The organism is Micromonospora fiedleri, from assembly GCF_016774385.1.
In the GTDB taxonomy this organism is placed as follows: Bacteria; Actinomycetota; Actinomycetes; order Mycobacteriales; family Micromonosporaceae; genus Micromonospora; species Micromonospora gifhornensis.
In genome coordinates, this window is record NZ_JAETXL010000005.1 from 323,595 (window position 1) to 341,314 (window position 17,720).

Sequence of the window (17,720 nt, forward strand, 5' to 3'; positions counted from 1 at the left end):
GGCCTTGCAGCAGTCAGTCCTGCGCCCAGCCGTGTCGGCGCAACCAGTCGAGCACCACAGCAGCCGTGCCGGTCGGGTCGAGCCGCAGGTCGTGCCGCTCCCCCGGCCGGATCACCACGTGCACCCCCGGAGCGGGTTCCGGCACGCCGAAGGGATCCCGGTCGCCGTTGACGACCAGGGTCGGCACGCCACTCGCCAGCTCACCGGCCCGGCTGCGCTCCGGCCGCCCGGGCGGATGCAGCGGAAAGGCGAGCGCGACCACCCCGACGGCCCCGACCGTGGTCGCGGTGCGGCAGGCCACCCGGGCCCCGCTGGACCGGCCACCCACCAGCACCGGTACGCCCGGCCAGCGGTCTCGCAGCACGGCGAGCACCACGCCCCACGCCTCGTCGAGGTGCCCGGCCGGTGCCGGCGCACGCCGACCGGCGACCCGGTACGGCTGGGTCACCCGAGCGACGATCACCCCGGCGGACACCGCGGCATCGCGCAGCACGCACAGGTCAGGGGCATCCACACCCCCACCCGCGCCGTGGCCCAGCACGAGCAGCGACGAGCCCGGTCCGGGTGGAGTGTCGATGTCCACCCGGGCCGGGCCACGCGGGGTCTGGATGATCTCGTCCTGCGGCACCGCCCCATTCTGCGGCCCCGCCTTCCCGGCGCGAGGCGGACCTCGGCAGGAAAGGCGCCGCGGTCACGGTCGACGCGGCAGCCCGGTCCTCAGCGGGACGTCACCAGCGCGAGCAGTTGGTCGCGGACGGGAGGGCCCGCCTCGCTCGCCACATCGGGATCCGGTTGCACCTCGTCACGCCAGGCCACCAGCATCGCCCGCCGCTCGCGGGGGGTGGTGCCGCCCCACACGCCGTGGCAGTCGCCGACCTCCAATGCCCAGGCCAGGCACGAGCCCTGCACGTCGCAGCTGCGACACAACGCCACCGCGGCGTCGGCCGGCTCGTTCGGCGCCGGAAAAAATGTCTCCGGATCGACGCTCTGGCAGGTACCTCTGGTACGCCAGGCTTCATCCTGTCGACGCTCGCGCAGCGCCCGCAACAGTCGCGGATCACGCCGCGCAGCGGCTACCTCATGTGGACGGGGCATACGTGCCCGAGTCATCCACCCACCTCCCCCGTGGGACCAGCAAGATCGATGAATATCACTCGACTTGAAGAGAGCGACACCCACCACCGGCGCTGTGTTGTATCGCACTTGTGCACATCGAGACAAGACTTCGCCGCGAAGTTGGCAGAACGATTAGCTGACGTTTCATCCGCAACCGCGGCAAATCACTCCCGACAATGCGCGGGCGTACCGGTCAGAACAGCGTGACGTCCGCCGGCTCCGCCGCAGGCATCGACGGCACCCGGGCGATCAACTCAGGGCCGTCGTTGCGGACGTTGCCCACGCCCGGCCCCACCGGCCGGATCTCGACGCCGGCGAGCCACTCAAGCGGCGGCGGCGCGAGCAGGCTCGCCGGGTCGTCCGAGGGGCCCAGCCAGGTCGCCCACCGCTGGCGCGGCAGCAACAGCGGCATCCGGTCGTGCACCTCGGCCAACTCGCCGAGCGCGGCCGTGGTCACCACGCTGAGGGTCAGCAGCGGGCCGCTCGGCCCCTCCCACACCGACCAGATGCCGGCAAAGGCGAGCACCGGGTCGTCCGTCGAGGTCATGTAGTACGGCTGTTTCGAGCCGTCCGGCCGCCGGACCCACTCGTACCAGCCGTCGGCCGGGACCAGGCAGCGGCGGCGGGCGAAGGCGGGGGCGTACGCCCGACTGGTGGCCACCGTCTCGGCCCGGGCGTTGATCATGCGGGCGGCGTTGGCGGGCGACCGGGACCAGGCCGGCAGCAGGCCCCAGCGACCGAGCGAGAGCGCCCGGTGTCCCTGCGCGTCGAGCCGGACCATGGGCACCGGATCGGTCGGCGCGACGTTGTAGTCGGCGACCAGCGCACCCTCGGTCTCGTCGGTGGCCTCGAACAGTCCGCTCAGCTCACCGGAGCTCCGGGTCGTGGCGTACCTCCCGCACATGCCGCACACGCTAGCGCGCCGACGGCCGATTGCGATGTCCCGTCCACCGGGAGTGGTACCGGCGGCGGGCGGACCACCCGACCGCGACGCGGCAGAATGTAGTCGTGGGGAACCTGACCGCGACCCGGCCGCTACAGCCGTGGACCGCCCCGACCGCCAGCAATCCGGTCACGGCCTCGCTGCGGCTGCCCGGATCCAAATCGATGACCAACCGGGCCCTGGTGCTCAGCGCGCTGGCCGCCGGCCCTTCGACCCTGGCCAAGCCGCTGCGCGCCCGGGACACCGAACTGATGGCCGGCGGGCTGCGGGCGCTCGGCGCCCACGTGTCGATCGCCGACGACGAGCGCTGGCTGGTCCGGCCGCACCGGCTGGTCGGCCCGGCGCACGTCGACGTCGGGCTGGCCGGCACGATCATGCGCTTCGTGCCACCGGTGGCCGGGCTGGCCGAGGGCCGGGTCACCTTCGACGGCGACCCGGCCGCCCGGACCCGCCCGCTGGGTCCGTTGATCGAGGCGCTGCGCTCGCTGGGCGTACGCGTCGACACCCCCGACACCGGCAGTCTGCCGTTGGCGGTGCAGGGCACCGGTCGGGTCACCGGCGGTGAGGTCGTGATCGACGCCTCCGCCTCCAGCCAACTGGTCTCCGGGCTGCTGCTGGCCGCGCCGCGGTTCGACCGTGGGCTGGTGATCCGGCACGTCGGCCCGCCCGTGCCCTCCGCGCCCCACCTGCGGATGACCGTGCAGATGCTGCGGGCCGCCGGTGCGGCGGTCGACGACAGCACGCCCGACGTCTGGGTGGTCGAGCCGGGCCCGCTGAGCGGCCGGGGCTGGGAGATCGAGCCGGATCTGTCCGGCGCGGTGCCGTTCTTCGCCGCGGCCCTGGTCACCGGCGGTGAGGTGACCCTTCAGGGCTGGCCACGCAGCAGCGCCCAGCCGGTGGAGCGGCTGCGTACACTGTTGCAGCAGATGGGTGCGGAGGTCGCGCTGACCACCGAGGGGCTCACCGTGCGGGGCACCGGCAGGGTGCGCGGTGTGCACGCCGACCTGTCGGACGTCAGTGAGCTGACCCCCGCGTTGACCGGGCTGGCCATGCTCGCCGACTCTCCGTCGGTGTTCACCGGGGTCAGCCACATCCGGGGCCACGAGACCGACCGGCTGGCCGCGCTGTCCCGTGAGTTCACCGCGCTGGGCGGGGACGTCACCGAGTCGGCCGACGGGCTCGAGATCCGCCCCCGGCCGCTGCGCGGTGGGGTCTTCCACACCTACGATGACCATCGGATGGCGCACGCCGCCGCCGTGGCCGGCCTGGCCGTGCCCGGCATCGAGCTGGACGACGTGGCGTGCACCTCCAAGACCATGCCCGATTTTCCGGCGTTGTGGTCGGCGATGGTGACCGGCAAGAGCTGAACGCAGAGACGGGAGCGGTCCTGGCGACCAAGCGGCGCGAGTACGACGAGGACGACGTACGGGTCCGGCCCGGCAAATCCTCCCGTCCGCGTACCCGCACCCGGCCCCAGCACACCGACGCGCAGAACGGCTTCGTGATCGCGGTGGACCGGGGGCGGTACACCTGTGTGCTGGCCGCAGCCGCACCGGACGCCCCCACCGTCACCGCGATGCGCGCCCGTGAACTGGGTCGCAAGTCGGTGGTGGTGGGTGACCGGGTCGGGCTGGTCGGCGACACCTCCGGTGCCCCCGGTGCGCTGGCCCGCATCGTCCGGATCGAGCCGCGCCGGTCGGTGCTGCGTCGTACCGCCGAGGACGACGCCAGCACCGCCGAGGGGCGGCTGGAACGGGTGGTGGTGGCCAACGCCGACCAGCTCGTGATCGTCAGCGCGCTGGCCGACCCGCCACCGCGTACCGGCTTCATCGACCGGTGCCTGGTGGCCGCGTACGACGCGGACATCGAGCCGCTGCTCTGCCTGACCAAGGCCGACCTGGCCGGCCCGGAGACGGTGCTCGACTACTACACCGAGCTGGAACTGCCGTACGTGCTGATCCGGCCGGACTCGTCGTTGGACGCGCTGCGCAGCCTGCTCGCCGGTCGGGTGTCGGTGCTCGTCGGGCACTCCGGGGTCGGCAAGTCGACGCTGGTGAACCGGCTGGTGCCGGAGGCCGAGCGGGCGGTCGGCACGGTCAGCGCGATCGGCCGGGGACGGCACACGTCGACAAGTGCGGTGGCGCTGCGGCTGCCCGCAGTGGCCGGCCTGCCGGATGACCCGGGCTGGATCGTGGACACTCCCGGGGTGCGCAGTTTCGGCTTGGCGCACGTGTCGGCCGAGAGCCTGTTGCACGGCTTCTCGGATCTGGTCGAGGCCACCGTCGACTGTCCGGCGAACTGCACACACACCGCCGACGAGACCGAGTGCGCGCTGGCCGCCTGGGTCGCCGACGGTCGGGCCGACCCGCGCCGGCTGGCCTCGTACCACCGGTTGCTGGCCTCCCGGGCCGGTGAGACCGACCCGCGCGGTGCGACGAACCCCCGGGACGAGCCGGAGCACGATCCGCGCGGGCGGGCGGAGTGAGCGCGACCCACTCCGCCGGCGCGCCAGCGGCGTCGCTACGGTGCAACCCATGACCGGGTACGCCGACGACCTCGCCCTCGCCCACCGCCTCGCCGACGCCGCCGACGCCATCTCCACGGCCCGGTTCCGCGCCCTCGACCTGCGGGTGGAGTCCAAGCCGGACCTGACCCCGGTCTCCGACGCGGACACCGCGGTGGAACGCGAGATCCGCGCGCTGCTGACGCAGCAGCGACCCGACGACGGCCTGCTCGGCGAGGAGTACGGCGCGACGCCCGCCGCCGGCACCCGCCAGTGGGTGGTGGACCCGATCGACGGCACCAAGAACTTCGTCCGGGGCGTACCGATCTGGGCCACCCTGATCGCGTTGCTCCAGGACGGCCGTCCCGTCGTCGGCGTGGTGTCCGCGCCGGCGCTCGGCCGCCGCTGGTGGGCGGCGCAGGGCGGCGGGGCGTACGCGGGCCCGGCCCCCGACCGGGGCGAGGCGATCCGGGTCTCCGGGGTACGCCAACTCTCCGACGCCAGCCTGTGCTACTCGTCGCTGAGCGGCTGGGAGGAGAACGGCCGACTGGAGCCGGTGCTCCAGTTGATGCGGGACACCTGGCGCAGCCGCGCCTACGGCGACTTCTACGGCTACATGCTGCTGGCCGAGGGCGCCCTCGACATCATGATCGAGCCCGAGTTGTCGCTCTGGGACGTGGCCGCTCTGGTACCCATCGTGACCGAGGCCGGGGGCACCGTCACCGATCTGGACGGTCGTCCGGCCCCCGCCGGAGCCGAGACCAGCGCCGTGGCCAGCAACGCGATGCTGCACTCCGACATCCTGGACAGGCTCGGTCGGCCGGCCGCGCGCTGACGTCCGGTTACCTCTATTCTCGCCAGGTGGCTACCGCGAGTTGGTGTTTTCTGGCGGCGATGGTCGTCGCGTACGGCATCGCCAACCTGTTGCAGTCGGTCGCCGCCGCCCGCACCACGGTGCAACACACATTCGATCCCGGGCTCCTGTGGCGCCTGGCCGGGCACCGCACCTACCTGGTCGGTCTGGTCTGCCAGGTAGGTGCCTTCGTGCTGGCCTTCCTGGCCCGCCGGGACCTGCCGCTGTTCCTGGTGCAGGCGAGCGTGGCCGCCGGGCTGGGCGTCACCGCCCTGCTGGGCGTGATCGTGTTGAAGTGGCGACTGCCGATGGCCGAGGTCGTCCTGTTGCTGCTGCTCTTCGCCGGGATCACCGCGCTGGTGCTCTCCGCGCAGCCGGCACCGTCGAAGCCACTCGGTACGGCCGGGGTGATCGCCCTGTTGGTGGCCCTGGGGGCGATCGCGGTGCTGGGCATCTTCGCGGTCCGGTTGCAGGGCGCGCCGGGCTCGGTGGCGCTCGGTTCCCTCGCCGGGTTGGGATTCTCCGCCGCCGCGGTGGCCGCCCGGCCGCTGGCCTCCGCGCCGACCTGGGACGCGTTCCTCACCGATCCGCTGCTGTACCTGCTCATCGGCCACTCGATCGTCGGCCAACTGTTGCTGGGGCTGGCGATGCAGCGGGGTTCCACCACGGCGGCGGTGGCCGCGATGGACGCGGCCGGGGCGGTACCCGCGGCGATCGTCGGCCTGCTGCTGCTCAACGACAAGATCTGGCCCGGCCGGGAATGGCTCGCCGGCACCGGCTTCCTGATCACCCTCGCGGCGGTCATCGGGCTCACCCGGTACGCCGAGCCGCAACACCATCACGCGGTCGCGCAGGAGACCACCCGGGCCGTGCTGGACGGCGGCGTGGGCGGCCGACAGCTGCCTCTGGTGGCTCCTCGACTGGCCGAGGGCCGGCTGCGCGGCTCGGAGTCGACCGGCCCGGCTCAGGCCGCCTCGACCGGTTTACGCCGGCCGATCACCCGCTCGTAGAGCCGCTCCAGAGCACTCGCGGTCCGTTCCCACGTGTAGCTGCACCGGACCCGGTCGACGGCCGCGTGCCCGTACGCGAACCGGCCCGCGTTGTCGGTGATCAGCCGGCGCAGGGTCATCCCGAGCGTGCGTACGTCGCCCGGCGGCACCAGCCTGCCGGTGACCTCGTCGACCACGGCGTCGGCGATGCCGCCCATGGCGTATCCGACCACGGGAACACCGCAGGCCATCGCCTCCAGGGACACCCGACCGGCGGAGGAGTAGTGCGGGGTGCAGGCCACCACGTCGGCCGAGCGGTACCAGGTGGCCATCTGGTCGTGCGGCACCGCACCCACCAGGTGCACCTGGTCGGCCACACCGACCCGTTCGGCCAGCTCGCGCAGCCGGCGGGCCTCGGCGTGACCGGCCAGCTGACCGGCCGGCGGGCCACCGGCGATCACCAGTTCCGCCTCGCCGACCAGGCGCATCGCGCGAATCAGGTCGTCCTGACCGTGGCCGGGTGACAGCCCACCCACGGAGAGGATCCGGGGGCGCTGGTCACGCGGGGCGGCCTCGCCGTCGGGACGGAAGTGCCCGGTGTCCACACCGGTCGGCACCATCGCCACCGACATGCGTTGCAGACCCATCCGGGTCAGTTCCTCCACCTCGTCGTTGCACTGGGCCACCGCGATGTCCACCACCCGGGTCAGCGCCCGTTCCAGCGGGATGCGGGTACCGGGGCCGTCGTAGCGCGGGCCGAGGTGCCGCAGTTGCTCCATGCCGATCGAGTGGAACGTCTGCACGACGGGGATGTCGGTCTCCCGTACGGCGTGCGCGGCGGCCAACCCGCCGATCCAGTAGTGACCGTGCACCACCTCAGGCGTCCAGTCGGTCGCCCACCGGTCGGCGAGCCACTGGCCGAACTCCGACACGTACGGCACCAGTTCGGCGGTGGGGGTCGGGGCCACCGGTCCGATCGGTGCCCGCTCGATCCGGTAGCCGTCGACGAGGTCGGTGTCGGCCACGTCCGGATCGTCCCGTCGGGTGTACACCCGCACGTCGTGCCCTCGTCCGGCCAGTTCGGCAGCGACCCGTGCGATGTGCTGGTAGGTGCCGACGACGGTCCCGTCGCCGGAGGTCGGCGCAGCGGCGTGGGCGCAGACAAGGCCGACGCGCATGGGTCACCTCCATGCGTAATTGTGCGGTGGTCCTCCGGTCAGAGCGTCCCATTAACCGAGGCCCGACGAGCCGAAACCTGGCAGATCGCCGCTGCTCGGCGGCGGCATGACCGGCGACACGGTGGGGTATCGGTACTTAATGCCTCTCGTTCGACCGATCAGCGACTGCACGGTGGTGATCACCGGCGCCTCCAGCGGCATCGGCACGGCGACCGCGTACGCCCTGGCTCGACGGGGATGCGCTCTGGTGCTGGCCGCCCGGACCGAGCCGGCGCTGCTGGCGGTGGCCGGGCGCTGCGACGAGTTGGGTGGTCGGAGCCTTGTCGTACCCACCGACGTCACCGACCCGGCGGCGGTCGAGCGGCTCGCCGCGAGCGCGGTCGCCCAGTTCGGCCGCATCGACGCCTGGATCAACAATGCCGCGGTCGGCGTGGTCGGGCTCTTCGACGAGATCCCGGTGGCGGAGTTCCGCCGGGTGCTGGAGGTGGATCTGCTCGGCACCGCGTACGGCATGCGGGCCGCGCTGCCGCATCTCGACGCCGCCGGTGGCGGTGTCGTGGTCAACAACGCCTCGGTGCTGGCCGAGGTGGTGATGCCGTACCAGTCCGCCTACAACGCCGCCAAGCACGGCATCCGGGGCCTGTCCGACACGGTACGCCAGGAGCTGCGGCTCACCGGCCGGGGCGACATCTCGATCTGCACGGTGCTGCCGGCCGCCATCGACACGCCCTTCTTCCGGCACGCCGCCAACCACAGTGGCCAGGTGTTCGCGCCGCCACCGCCGGTCTACCCGCCGACGATGGTGGCGGAGACGACCGTCCGGCTGTTGCAGCGTCCCCGCCGTGAGGCGTACGCCGGGGGTGCCGCCCGGTTGCTCGGCCTGCAGTGGCGACTGGCCCCGGCGCTCACCGAACGGGTCCTCGCCTGGTACGCCCAGCGCACCCAGTTCGGCCCCGACACGCCCGCCGACAGCAGCGGTAACGTCTTCCGGCCGGATGCCGACGGCGTCCCGGAGGGCGGTTGGCACGGTCGCCGCCGTCAGATGGTCCGGGTGACCGCCGCCCTCGGTCTGGCCGCCGCCGGTACCGCGGTCGGCACCGTCGCGGCGATGGCCCGCCAGCGTCGCGACGTCCGGTGACGGCCTCGGCGTCCCCGATCGGCACCGACGATGCCGGTTACGGCACCGGGGCAGCGGGTAGTGGTGCAGGTATGCGCGAAGACGAGTACCCGACCCCGCTGTCCGACCCCGAGGCCGACGGTCTGCCCGACACCGCCGACGACGACTCGACGGCCGGGGACGACGTACTGACCGGACGGGAGGCGGACGGCCCGGCCCCCGCCCAGTTGCCCGGCGACCGCGTGCCGGTGGCGGTGGACGAGTTCGGCACCACCGCCGACGAGCAGCTCGACGGTGAGTCGCTGGACTACAAGCTGAGCCGGGAGCAGTTCGAGTTGCCGGTCGACGACCCGCTGGCCGCGCCGGTCGACCCGGACATCGCGGCCGAGGCGGACAGCCGGGAACAGGCGGCGCAGGCGCAGCTCGACGCCGACGTGATGGACCCGGGCCCGACCTCCGACCCGAAGTCCGCGGTCTCCCTCTACGACCACGGGCAGTTGGGCGCGGGCGACGCCACGGTGGGTCGGCTGGTCCAACCGGACGAGGGCACGCACACCGACCAGGAAGCCGACGCCATCGCGTACGACGCGGGCAGCGCCGGTGGTGGGGCCAGCGCCGAGGAGTTGGCCGTGCACGAGACCCGTCCGCCGCATTCGGTGTGACGGCGACGCGCTACTCGTCCAGGCCGCGTTCGATCGCGTAGCGGGTCAGTTCGACCCGGTTGTGCAGTTGCAGCTTGCCGAGCGTGTTCTGCACGTGGTTCTGCACCGTACGGTGGGACAGGCCGAGCCGCTCGGCGATCTGCTTGTAGGACATCCCCTTCGCCACCAGCCGCAGCACCTCGGTCTCCCGTTCGGTGAGCCGGGGTGCGGTGTCCTGACCCGGCTCCGGCCCACCGGCGGCGGCCAGCCGGCGGTACTCGCCGAGCACCAGCCCGGCCAGGCCGGGCGTGAACACCGGTTCGCCCGCCGCCGTACGCCGTACCGCGTCGAGGAATTCCGCGAGCGCGGCGGACTTGAGCAGATAGCCGGTGGCGCCGGCCTTGACCGCGTCCAGCACGCCCTGCTGTTCGCCGCTGGCGGAGAGCATCAGCACGCGGACCTGCGGCCAGGCGGCGCGCAGCCCACGGATCACCTCCACCCCGGAGACGTCGGGCAGTTGCAGGTCGAGCACCACCACGTCGGGGCGGGCAGCGGCCACCACCCGGACCGCCTGGCGGCCCTCACCGCAGCTGGCCACCACCTGATGGCCGGCCTCGGCCAGGTCGCGGGCCACCCCTTCGCGCCACATCGGGTGGTCGTCCACCACCATGACTCGTACGCCACTCACGGGTTCCTCCTCCTCGACACGGTGAGTTCGACCTCGGTGCCGCTGCCCGGGACGGAACTGATCGTGGCCGTACCACCGAGGTCGGTCAGCCGACCCCGGATGGCCTGGGCCACGCCGAGCCGCCCCTGGGCGACGGCCTCGGTGAGCCGGTCCGGGGCGAAACCCGGTCCCTCGTCCCGAATCGACACGGTCACCGTCGAGTCCTCGTCCTCGACCAGCACCCAGGCCCGCCCGCCGCCGTGCCGGGCCACGTTGTCCAGTGCCGCCCCGGTGGCAGCGGCCAGTTCGTGGGCCACCCGCGGGGGCAGCGGCACCGCGGTGGCGGGGGTGGACAGCGAGACGTTGGCCGAGGCGTACCGGCCGAGCAGTTCGCGCAGGTCCACCGGCCCGTCGGTGGCGCGCGGACCGGCGTCGGAGATCAGTGCGCGCAGGGCCGCCTCCTGCTCGCCGGCCAACCGGGCCAGCTCACCGGCCTCCCCGTCGAGGTGCTCGCCCCGGCGAGACACCAGGGCCAGCACCTGCAGCACCGAGTCGTGGATGTCGCGGGCCAGCCGTTCCCGTTCCCGGGTGGCCGCCTCCAGCTCGACGGCCTGCTGCAACCGCTGTTCCGCGCGGACCGCCAACCGGGCCACGTGCCCGACCACCACACCGGCCAGCAACATCAGGATCGTGCCGTTGATCGCGGTCGGGGTGACCATGCCCCGGGTCACCAGGTCGGTTCCGCCGATCACCAGCGCGGCGGTCACGCCACGGCGTCGACCACCGGAGACGGCCCAGGCCAGCACCGGCCCGCTGAGCCAGGCGATCGCCAGCGTCGGCAGACCGGCGGCGAGGGCTTCCCGGCCCATCACCCACGGGGTGACCAGCAGGATCGCCACCACGACACCCAGGTCGGCCAGGAGCAGCGGCCAGCCGCGCCGGGCCGGCGCCGCGTAGCCGATCGCGGTGACGACGGTCCAGGCCGCCATTACCAGGACCAGCGCACCGGCGGCGAGCGGGTGGGCGTACCGGTCCGCGTCGCGGGCCACGACCACGCAGACGTACGCCAGGGAAGCCACCCGGAAAACCGCGACGGCACGCCAGAGCGGGACCTCGAAACCACCGGGCGCGGGCACGTGCGTCACCATGCCACAAGCGATCAGCCGGCACCTCGGCCCATGCGGCCCAACGAACCCTGACGTACGGTGGTAAATGCCTCGTAAAGCTCCGCGATCTTCTGTCGGGACAGGGCCATGACGAACGCAGAACCGCCTACACCGCGTACGGTGGTGCCCATCGAACACGCCCTCCTGATCGCCGATGCCTTCGACCAGGCTCAGGTGACCGAGCTTCGACACTCGGTCGCCTCCTGCGCGCACGCCGCCGGGCTGCGCGACGAGCGTCTGGACGACTTCGTGCTCGCCGTCAACGAGCTGATCACCAACGCCGTGCGGCACGGCGGGGGTCAGGGCTGGCTGCGACTCTGGGCGGAGCCCGGTCAGCTGCTCTGCGAGGTTTCCGACCACGGCCAGGGCATCAGCGCCCAGCGACTCGACAACCGCCACCGGCCGGCGCCCGACACGGCCGGCGGCTGGGGCCTCTGGCTGGCCCGCGAGCTGACCGACGCGATGGATGTCGCGACCGGCCCGGCCGGCACCACGGTACGCATCCTCGCCGCGACCATGGTGACCGAGCAGCACATCGGCCGACACCGGCTGGAGTGATCACTCCCAGCGGTTGCCGGTCAGCTTCTCGTAGACGTCCACGTAGCGGGCGCGGGTGGCCTCGACCACCTCGGCCGGCGCCTCGGGGGCCGGTGCCTGCTTGTTCCAGCCGCTGCTGGCCGCCCAGTCCCGCACGTACTGCTTGTCGTAGGAGAACTGCGCCCGACCGGGCTGGTACGACTCGGCCGGCCAGAACCGCGACGAATCCGGGGTGAGCACCTCGTCGGCGAGGACCAGCGTGCCATCCGCCGCCCAACCAAGCTCGATCTTGGTGTCGGCGACCAGGATGCCCCGCTGCGCGGCCAACTCGGTGCCGCGGCAGTAGATGTCGATCGTCACCTGACGCAGCCGTTCGGCGGTCTGGGCACCGACCTTGTCGACCACCTCGGCGAAGGTCATCGGCTGGTCGTGCTCACCCATCGGCGCCTTGGTCGACGGGGTGAAGATCGGCTCCGGCAGGATCGACGCCTCGACCAGCCCCCGCGGCAACTCGACACCGGACACCGCGCCGGTGCGCTCGTACTCCTTCAGGCCGCCACCGGTCAGGAAGCCTCGGGCGACACACTCGACGGGCACCATCTCCAGCCGACGGCAGCGGATCGCCCGACCGGCGAACTCCGCCGGCACGTCGGTCGCCGAGATGACGTGGTGCGGCACCAGGTCGGCCAGTTGCTCGAACCACCACAGCGACAGCGCGGTGAGCAGCTTGCCCTTGTCCGGGATCGGGGTCGGCAGCACCACGTCGTAGACGGAGATGCGGTCCGAGGCGACCAGAATCAGATCGTCGCCGTCGGCGTAGACGTCCCTCACCTTGCCCGAATGCAGAAGTTCCACGGCGACAAGTAGACCACGTGCCGCGCAGGGTGCCGAGAAGCAAGGTGCCCCCGGCGAGGGCGGTGCGGGAGCCGGGCCCAGGTCAACGCCGACGGCGTGTCATCCGGATCACCAGCAGCACGACCACCGCCACCACCGCCAGGCAGCAGAGCAGGCTCAGGAAGCCGAAGAAGCCGCCACCACGCCGCCGTCGGGCGGCCTCGACGACCAGCTCCCCGGTCCCGGTGGAGGCCCAGGCGGCGACCGGAACGAACACCGAGAGCACGACCACGCCCAGGAGCGTGCTGAGCCGCCCCCACCACTTGCTGAACGAAGACATGGGCTCATCCTCGCCGACGAGCGCAACCGTGGTCGACGAACGGCAGCTGTGTCGACGGCGCGAGTTGGCGAAACGACGATGGCCCCGGACCGAAGTCCGGGGCCATCGTCTTGCAGTAGCGGGGACAGGATTTGAACCTGCGACCTCTGGGTTATGAGCCCAGCGAGCTACCGAGCTGCTCCACCCCGCGTCGGTAGATTCAGCCTACCGCACCCACCGCTGCACCGATCACCCACCCCCACCATCGGCACGCAGTCGGTGCGAACACCGTCCACCGGGGCCATTCACGCACCACCGCCGCGACGACGAGCGAGACGACAGTGGCCCCGGACCGGAGTCCGGGGCCATCGTCTTGCAGTAGCGGGGACAGGATTTGAACCTGCGACCTCTGGGTTATGAGCCCAGCGAGCTACCGAGCTGCTCCACCCCGCGTCGGTAGATCCACCGTAGCGCACCACCCCTGGCCACCGCAAAACGACGCCGGAACGGCCGCTCGGCCCGGGCCGCTCCCGCGGTCACCAGCCGCACCATGAAAGCCGAAAGGGCCTGCGGCGGTGATCGGAGAATCACCACCGCAGGCCCTCGCGGTCGACGAACGTCAGCCGTTAGGTGTCGGAGCACCCGTGGGCGTCGCACCGCCCTGGGCGCCGCCTCCGCTGGCCGCCTGCTGCGCCTGCTGGAACGCGGTCAGCGCCTCGTCCAGCTCCTTCAGCGCCCGGCCGTACCGCTCGAAGTCGCCGGACGTCTGCGCGGCCCGCACCTCCGTGATAGCGGCCTGCACGCGGTTGGCGGCCGCGGCCAGGTCGCCGGTGAGCGGCGGCGCGTCACCAGCCGGTGGAGTGGCCGACGGGGTCGCCGACGGAGTGGCCGACGGCTCGTCATCGCCGGCCGGCGGCGGCTCGGTGGCCGGCGGCGGATTGCCCGCATTGGCCCGCTTACCCTGCTCGACCAGTTGCTTGATGCCGTCGGTCGGGTTATCGGCCAGCACCACGTAGGAACCGCCGTCGCCGTAGGACACCAGCACCTTCTGGAGCAGCGGGTACGCGTCGGTCTGGTTGCTCTTGACGTAGACGGGCTCGACGTAGAGCATCCCGTTGCCGAACGGCAGGGAGAGCAGGTTGCCGTACTGCACCTGAGCCTGGTTGGAGGAGAGCAGGTTCAGCTGCTGCCGGATGTTGGCGTTGTTGGTCATCTGCTGGTGCACCTGCACCGGCCCGGAGACCCGGGTCTGGTCGGGCAACTCCAGCACCTGCAACCTGGGCTTGCCGTCCTGGTACGACCCGGAGATCAACGCCGCCAGGTTCTGTCGACCGTTCGGGGTGACCGCGCTGGTCAGCTGGAAGGTCGGCGCGTCCTGCTCGGGGAACTGGGTGTAGAGGTAGTACGGCGGCTGCTTGACCTCGCTGTCCGGCGCGTCCGGCACGTTCGGGACCTGCCAGAAGTCCTGCCCGGAGTAGAAGTCGCCCGGGCTGGTGACATGGAACCGGGTGAGCAGGTTGCGCTGCACCTTGAACAGGTCGGCCGGGTAGCGGAAGTGCGCCGCCAGCGCCTCCGGGATCTCGGCGCGCGGCTTGATCAGGTCACCGCCGAAGGCCTTGTTCCACGCCTTGAGCACCGGGTCGTTCTCGTCGAACTCGTAGAGGGTGACCGTGCCGTCGTACGCGTCGACGGTCGCCTTCACCGAGTTGCGGATGTAGTTGACGTTCTCCCGGGCCAACTGGATGGTGCCCCGGCCGGTCAGCTCGTCGGTGGTCTCCTGCTGGAGGTTGACCCGCTCGGCGTACGGGTAGGTCGCGGCGGTGGTGTAGCCGTCCACGATCCACTGCACCCGACCGTCGACGACCGCCGGGTACGGGTCGCCGTCCAGGGTGAGGAACGGCGCGACCTTCTCCACCCGGTCCCGCGCGTTACGCACGTAGAGCAGCTTGGAGTTCTCGTTGACCGCCTCGGAGAGCAGGAAGTTCGCCTCCTGCTCCTTGATCGCGTAGAGCAGTCGCCGGGTGAACGAGCCGATCTCGACGCCACCTTCACCGGTGTAGGTGTAGTACGACTCGCGACCCTCACCGGTCTCGCCGGCCGGCCGGTCGAACTCGGCGGGGTTGGCGTCCGGGTTGGGCTTGCCGACGATCGCGTAGTCGCTGCCCTGCATCCGCTCGCCGTAGTAGATCCGGGGCTGGCTGGCCGGGATCAGGTCGGTCGGCGAGGAGCAGGACTCCTGCGCCCGGTCGCCGAGGAAGCCGGAGACGAAGTACGGCTGGCCACCGCAGACCACCCGGTTGGCGGGGGCGGCCACCACACCGTAGCCGTGGGTGTAGACGGTGTGCCGGTTGATCCAGTTGCTCTGCTGAGCGGTCAGCTCGCTGTAGTTGATCTCACGTACGCCGACCACGTAGTCCTGGGTCTTGTCGTCGACGGTGTACCGGTCGATGTCCAGCTTCGGGCCGAAGTCGTAGAAGCCACGGACCTGCTGCAACTGGGTGTAGGTCTCACTGACCAGCTGCGGGTCGAGCAGTCGCACGTTGGACACCACGGTGGTGTCGGTGGCCAGGCTCTCCGGCGGCGTCAGGTTGCTGGCCGCGTACGGCGTGTGTTGCGCGATGTCCAGCCCGAACGAGGCCCGGGTGGCCTGAATGCTGCGCTCGATGTACGGCGCTTCCTTGTCCCGGGCGCTGGGCTTGACCTCGAAGGTCTGCACCGCCCAGGGGTAGATGCCGCCGATCGCCACGGCGGAGACACCGAGCAGCGCCAGGGAGATGCCCGGCCAGACCAGGTTGCGCATCCAGGCGTTGGAGAACACGATGATCGCGATCGCCACCACCACGGAGATGTAGGCGAGGATCTCCTTGGCCGGCAGCAGGGCGTTGATGTCGGCGTACCCGGCGCCGTAGACGCCCACGCCGTCGTTGTACTCCAGCAGCATCGAGCGCCGGTCCAGCACGTACGCGACCGCCTTGAGCAGGACGAAGACCGCGACCAGCGAACTCAGGTGGGCCCGCGCGGCGTTTGTCATCCGGTCGCCCACGCCCTGCAGACGAACCCCGCCGAACAGGTAGTGCACGGCCAGCGAGCCGATCAGGGCCAGCACCACGGCGGTGAAGCCGAGGCCGAGCAGGAACCGCCAGAACGGCAACTGGAAGATGTAGAAGCCGATGTCGGTGCCGAACTCGGGATCCTTGACGCCGAAGTCGCCGCCGTTGCGGAAGAGCAGCCACTGGTTCCAGCGGCTCTGCGCGGACAGGCCGGCGAACAGACCCACGATCGCCGCCGCCAGCGCGATCCACAGCCCGAGACGGGGGCCGAGCAGCATCCGGTACCGCTCAAGCGTGGCCTGTTCCGGCGAGTGCGGCCGATTGCGCGGCCGCAGTCGTTGGGCGAGCCAGAGGTTGCCCCCGACGATCGCCGCCATCGCCGCGGCGGCGGCCAGGAAGAGCACCAGCCGGGTGACGAGCACCCCGGTGAAGACACCTGTGTAGTCGACCTCGGAGAACCACAGCCAGTCCGTCCAGGCCTGCACCCCCCAACCCAGCAGGGTGAACAGGACGAACACCCCGATCAGAACGCCGACCGTGACGCGTCCACGTCGGCTCATCCTCGGCAGGGGGCTGCTGCTACGCATGACCACTGTTGGCTCCGCACGCTCGATATGATCGGCACCGACCAGGCACCCAGAGTACGGGGTGTTCCTGCAAGCGTTCGCGCAAGGTCGCGTGGCGACTGCGTCAGGCGGTCGATCCGTAGCCGGGCGGCCCCCGAGTTTGGCCTGGTCAGAGGCTTGAGCGTCAACGGTTGCGGGCGGTCACCGGACGATCTCAGCAGTGCGTCGGTTCGCCGCCGGAGCGCATCGTCTCCAGCGCCGCCAATGCCTCGTCGAGCGAGCCCACCTTCACCAACGGCAGATCCGGCTGCCGGTTGCGCACCGCCTCGGCACAGTTGGCCTCCGGCACCAGGAAGGCCGTCGCGCCGGCCTCCTTCGCCCCGACCAGCTTCTGCGGGATGCCGCCGATCGGCCCGACCTGACCGGAGTCGTCGATGGTGCCGGTGCCGGCGATGATCCGGCCGCCGGTGAGGTCCTCCGGGGTCAGCTTGTCGATGATGCCCAGGGCGAACATCAGACCCGCGCTGGGACCACCGATGTCCTTCAGGTCGAAGGAGAGGGTGAACGGGTGCGGCTGCTGCTGGCCGATGTCGACGCCGATGCGGGGGCGACCGTCGATCTCCCGGCTGGTGATCGTGGCGGTGTCGGCCACCCCGTCGCGGGTGAAGCCGACCCGCAGCGGCGTGCCGGCCGGCTTCGCCCTGATCAGTTCGGTCAGCCGGGAGGCCAGCGGCACCGCCTCGCCGTCCACGGAGGTGATCACGTCACCCTCCTGGAGCAACCCGGCCGCCGGGCCGTCGGCGGACACTCCCTTGACCACGACCTGGACCTCGTACCCGAGCTTGCGCAGCGCGGCGGTCTCCGCGCTGGTCTGCGAGACCTGGAAGTCCTCGGCGTTGCGCTGCTCGACCTGCTCCCGGGTCTCCCCCGGCGGGTAGACCAGCTCGCGCGGCACCACCGCCTGATCGTCGTCGAGCCAACCCTGGATGGCCGAGCGCAGCTTCACGTTGGGCTGCACGCCGACCGTGGTCAACCGGAGCTGACCGGTGGAGGTGGAGGTCTCCCGGCCGGAAACCTGGATCACCTCCTTGCCGTCCTCCTGCCCGAGCGTGTCGACGGTCGGACCGGGACCGAGCACCACGTACGGGACGGGCGCAGCGAGCACCCCGATGCTGAGCAGGGCGGTGAGCAGAGCACCGAGCAGGACGGTCACGCCTCGACGTCTCATGCGGCAGAGCGTA

The 17,720-nt window shown here is 71.6% G+C and carries 17 protein-coding genes and 2 tRNA genes; 7 read left to right on the forward strand and 12 right to left on the reverse strand.

The window, feature by feature from the left end; translation table 11 throughout:
* Positions 1-13: 13 nt before the first annotated feature.
* The 3 genes from JMF97_RS15605 to JMF97_RS15615 form a co-directional block, all read right to left on the reverse strand.
* Positions 14-628 (reverse strand): alpha/beta hydrolase family protein, encoded by a 615-nt coding sequence (locus tag JMF97_RS15605; protein ID WP_203222238.1) that lies wholly within the window; start codon positions 626-628, stop codon positions 14-16.
* 89 nt (positions 629-717) lie between these two features.
* Positions 718-1,110, reverse strand: coding sequence for a WhiB family transcriptional regulator (locus tag JMF97_RS15610; protein ID WP_043721834.1), 393 nt, complete (start codon positions 1,108-1,110; stop codon positions 718-720).
* Positions 1,111-1,309: 199 nt separating this feature from the next.
* Complete coding sequence (locus tag JMF97_RS15615; protein WP_203222239.1) at positions 1,310-2,020, reverse strand: SOS response-associated peptidase; 711 nt, start codon at positions 2,018-2,020, stop codon at positions 1,310-1,312.
* A gap of 104 nt (positions 2,021-2,124) precedes the next feature.
* Between JMF97_RS15615 and aroA the strand changes: the two genes are divergently transcribed.
* The 4 genes from aroA to JMF97_RS15635 are packed head-to-tail and all read left to right on the forward strand — an operon-like array spanning position 2,125 to position 6,425.
* Positions 2,125-3,426, forward strand: a complete 1,302-nt coding sequence (gene aroA / locus JMF97_RS15620) for a 3-phosphoshikimate 1-carboxyvinyltransferase (RefSeq protein WP_203222240.1) — start codon at positions 2,125-2,127, stop codon at positions 3,424-3,426.
* A complete protein-coding gene (rsgA, locus tag JMF97_RS15625; protein WP_203222241.1) occupies positions 3,396-4,544 on the forward strand; it encodes a ribosome small subunit-dependent GTPase A in 1,149 nt (382 codons plus the stop codon). The genes aroA and rsgA overlap by 31 nt, the downstream gene beginning before the upstream one ends.
* A gap of 49 nt (positions 4,545-4,593) precedes the next feature.
* Positions 4,594-5,397 carry a histidinol-phosphatase gene (gene hisN, locus JMF97_RS15630; protein ID WP_203222242.1) on the forward strand — a complete coding sequence of 268 codons (804 nt, stop codon included), beginning with the start codon at positions 4,594-4,596 and terminating at the stop codon, positions 5,395-5,397.
* 59 nt (positions 5,398-5,456) lie between these two features.
* Positions 5,457-6,425 (forward strand): DMT family transporter, encoded by a 969-nt coding sequence (locus JMF97_RS15635; protein WP_203222438.1) that lies wholly within the window; start codon positions 5,457-5,459, stop codon positions 6,423-6,425.
* Here the strand turns inward: JMF97_RS15635 and JMF97_RS15640 are convergent.
* Entirely contained in the window at positions 6,380-7,582 is a 1,203-nt protein-coding gene (locus JMF97_RS15640) for a glycosyltransferase (RefSeq protein ID WP_203222243.1), read from the reverse strand. The two genes, JMF97_RS15635 and JMF97_RS15640, sit on opposite strands and share 46 nt — an antisense overlap.
* 139 nt (positions 7,583-7,721) lie before the next feature.
* Here JMF97_RS15640 and JMF97_RS15645 point away from each other — a divergent pair, with 139 nt between their 5' ends.
* Complete coding sequence (locus JMF97_RS15645; RefSeq protein ID WP_238359437.1) at positions 7,722-8,720, forward strand: SDR family oxidoreductase; 999 nt, start codon at positions 7,722-7,724, stop codon at positions 8,718-8,720.
* 71 nt (positions 8,721-8,791) lie between these two features.
* Positions 8,792-9,361 (forward strand): DUF5709 domain-containing protein, encoded by a 570-nt coding sequence (locus tag JMF97_RS15650; protein ID WP_203222245.1) that lies wholly within the window; start codon positions 8,792-8,794, stop codon positions 9,359-9,361.
* A gap of 10 nt (positions 9,362-9,371) precedes the next feature.
* On the opposite strand, the gene JMF97_RS15655 is transcribed toward JMF97_RS15650, so the two are convergent.
* Positions 9,372-10,010 carry a response regulator gene (locus JMF97_RS15655; RefSeq protein ID WP_043721841.1) on the reverse strand — a complete coding sequence of 213 codons (639 nt, stop codon included), beginning with the start codon at positions 10,008-10,010 and terminating at the stop codon, positions 9,372-9,374.
* A gap of 14 nt (positions 10,011-10,024) precedes the next feature.
* On the reverse strand, positions 10,025-11,155 hold the full coding sequence (gene macS, locus JMF97_RS15660; protein ID WP_203222246.1) for a MacS family sensor histidine kinase: 1,131 nt from the start codon (positions 11,153-11,155) through the stop codon (positions 10,025-10,027).
* 105 nt (positions 11,156-11,260) lie between these two features.
* Here macS and JMF97_RS15665 point away from each other — a divergent pair, with 105 nt between their 5' ends.
* On the forward strand, positions 11,261-11,731 hold the full coding sequence (locus JMF97_RS15665) for an ATP-binding protein (protein WP_203222247.1): 471 nt from the start codon (positions 11,261-11,263) through the stop codon (positions 11,729-11,731).
* Here JMF97_RS15665 and JMF97_RS15670 read toward each other — a convergent pair whose 3' ends face one another.
* The 6 genes from JMF97_RS15670 to JMF97_RS15695 form a co-directional block, all read right to left on the reverse strand.
* Positions 11,732-12,565: a phosphoribosylaminoimidazolesuccinocarboxamide synthase gene (locus JMF97_RS15670; protein WP_203222248.1), complete on the reverse strand. Its 834-nt coding sequence runs from the start codon at positions 12,563-12,565 to the stop codon at positions 11,732-11,734.
* Between the two features lie 82 nt (positions 12,566-12,647).
* The gene (locus JMF97_RS15675) at positions 12,648-12,884 is read right to left on the reverse strand and encodes a hypothetical protein (RefSeq protein ID WP_203222249.1); all 237 of its coding nucleotides are present in this window, start codon (positions 12,882-12,884) and stop codon (positions 12,648-12,650) included.
* Positions 12,885-13,000: 116 nt separating this feature from the next.
* A tRNA-Met gene (locus tag JMF97_RS15680) sits at positions 13,001-13,074 on the reverse strand.
* A gap of 168 nt (positions 13,075-13,242) precedes the next feature.
* Positions 13,243-13,316, reverse strand: a tRNA-Met gene (locus JMF97_RS15685).
* A gap of 166 nt (positions 13,317-13,482) precedes the next feature.
* On the reverse strand, positions 13,483-16,500 hold the full coding sequence (locus JMF97_RS15690; RefSeq protein WP_203222250.1) for a UPF0182 family membrane protein: 3,018 nt from the start codon (positions 16,498-16,500) through the stop codon (positions 13,483-13,485).
* 193 nt (positions 16,501-16,693) lie between these two features.
* Positions 16,694-17,707 (reverse strand): YlbL family protein, encoded by a 1,014-nt coding sequence (locus JMF97_RS15695; protein ID WP_043721852.1) that lies wholly within the window; start codon positions 17,705-17,707, stop codon positions 16,694-16,696.
* Between the last annotated feature and the right edge of the window lie 13 nt (positions 17,708-17,720).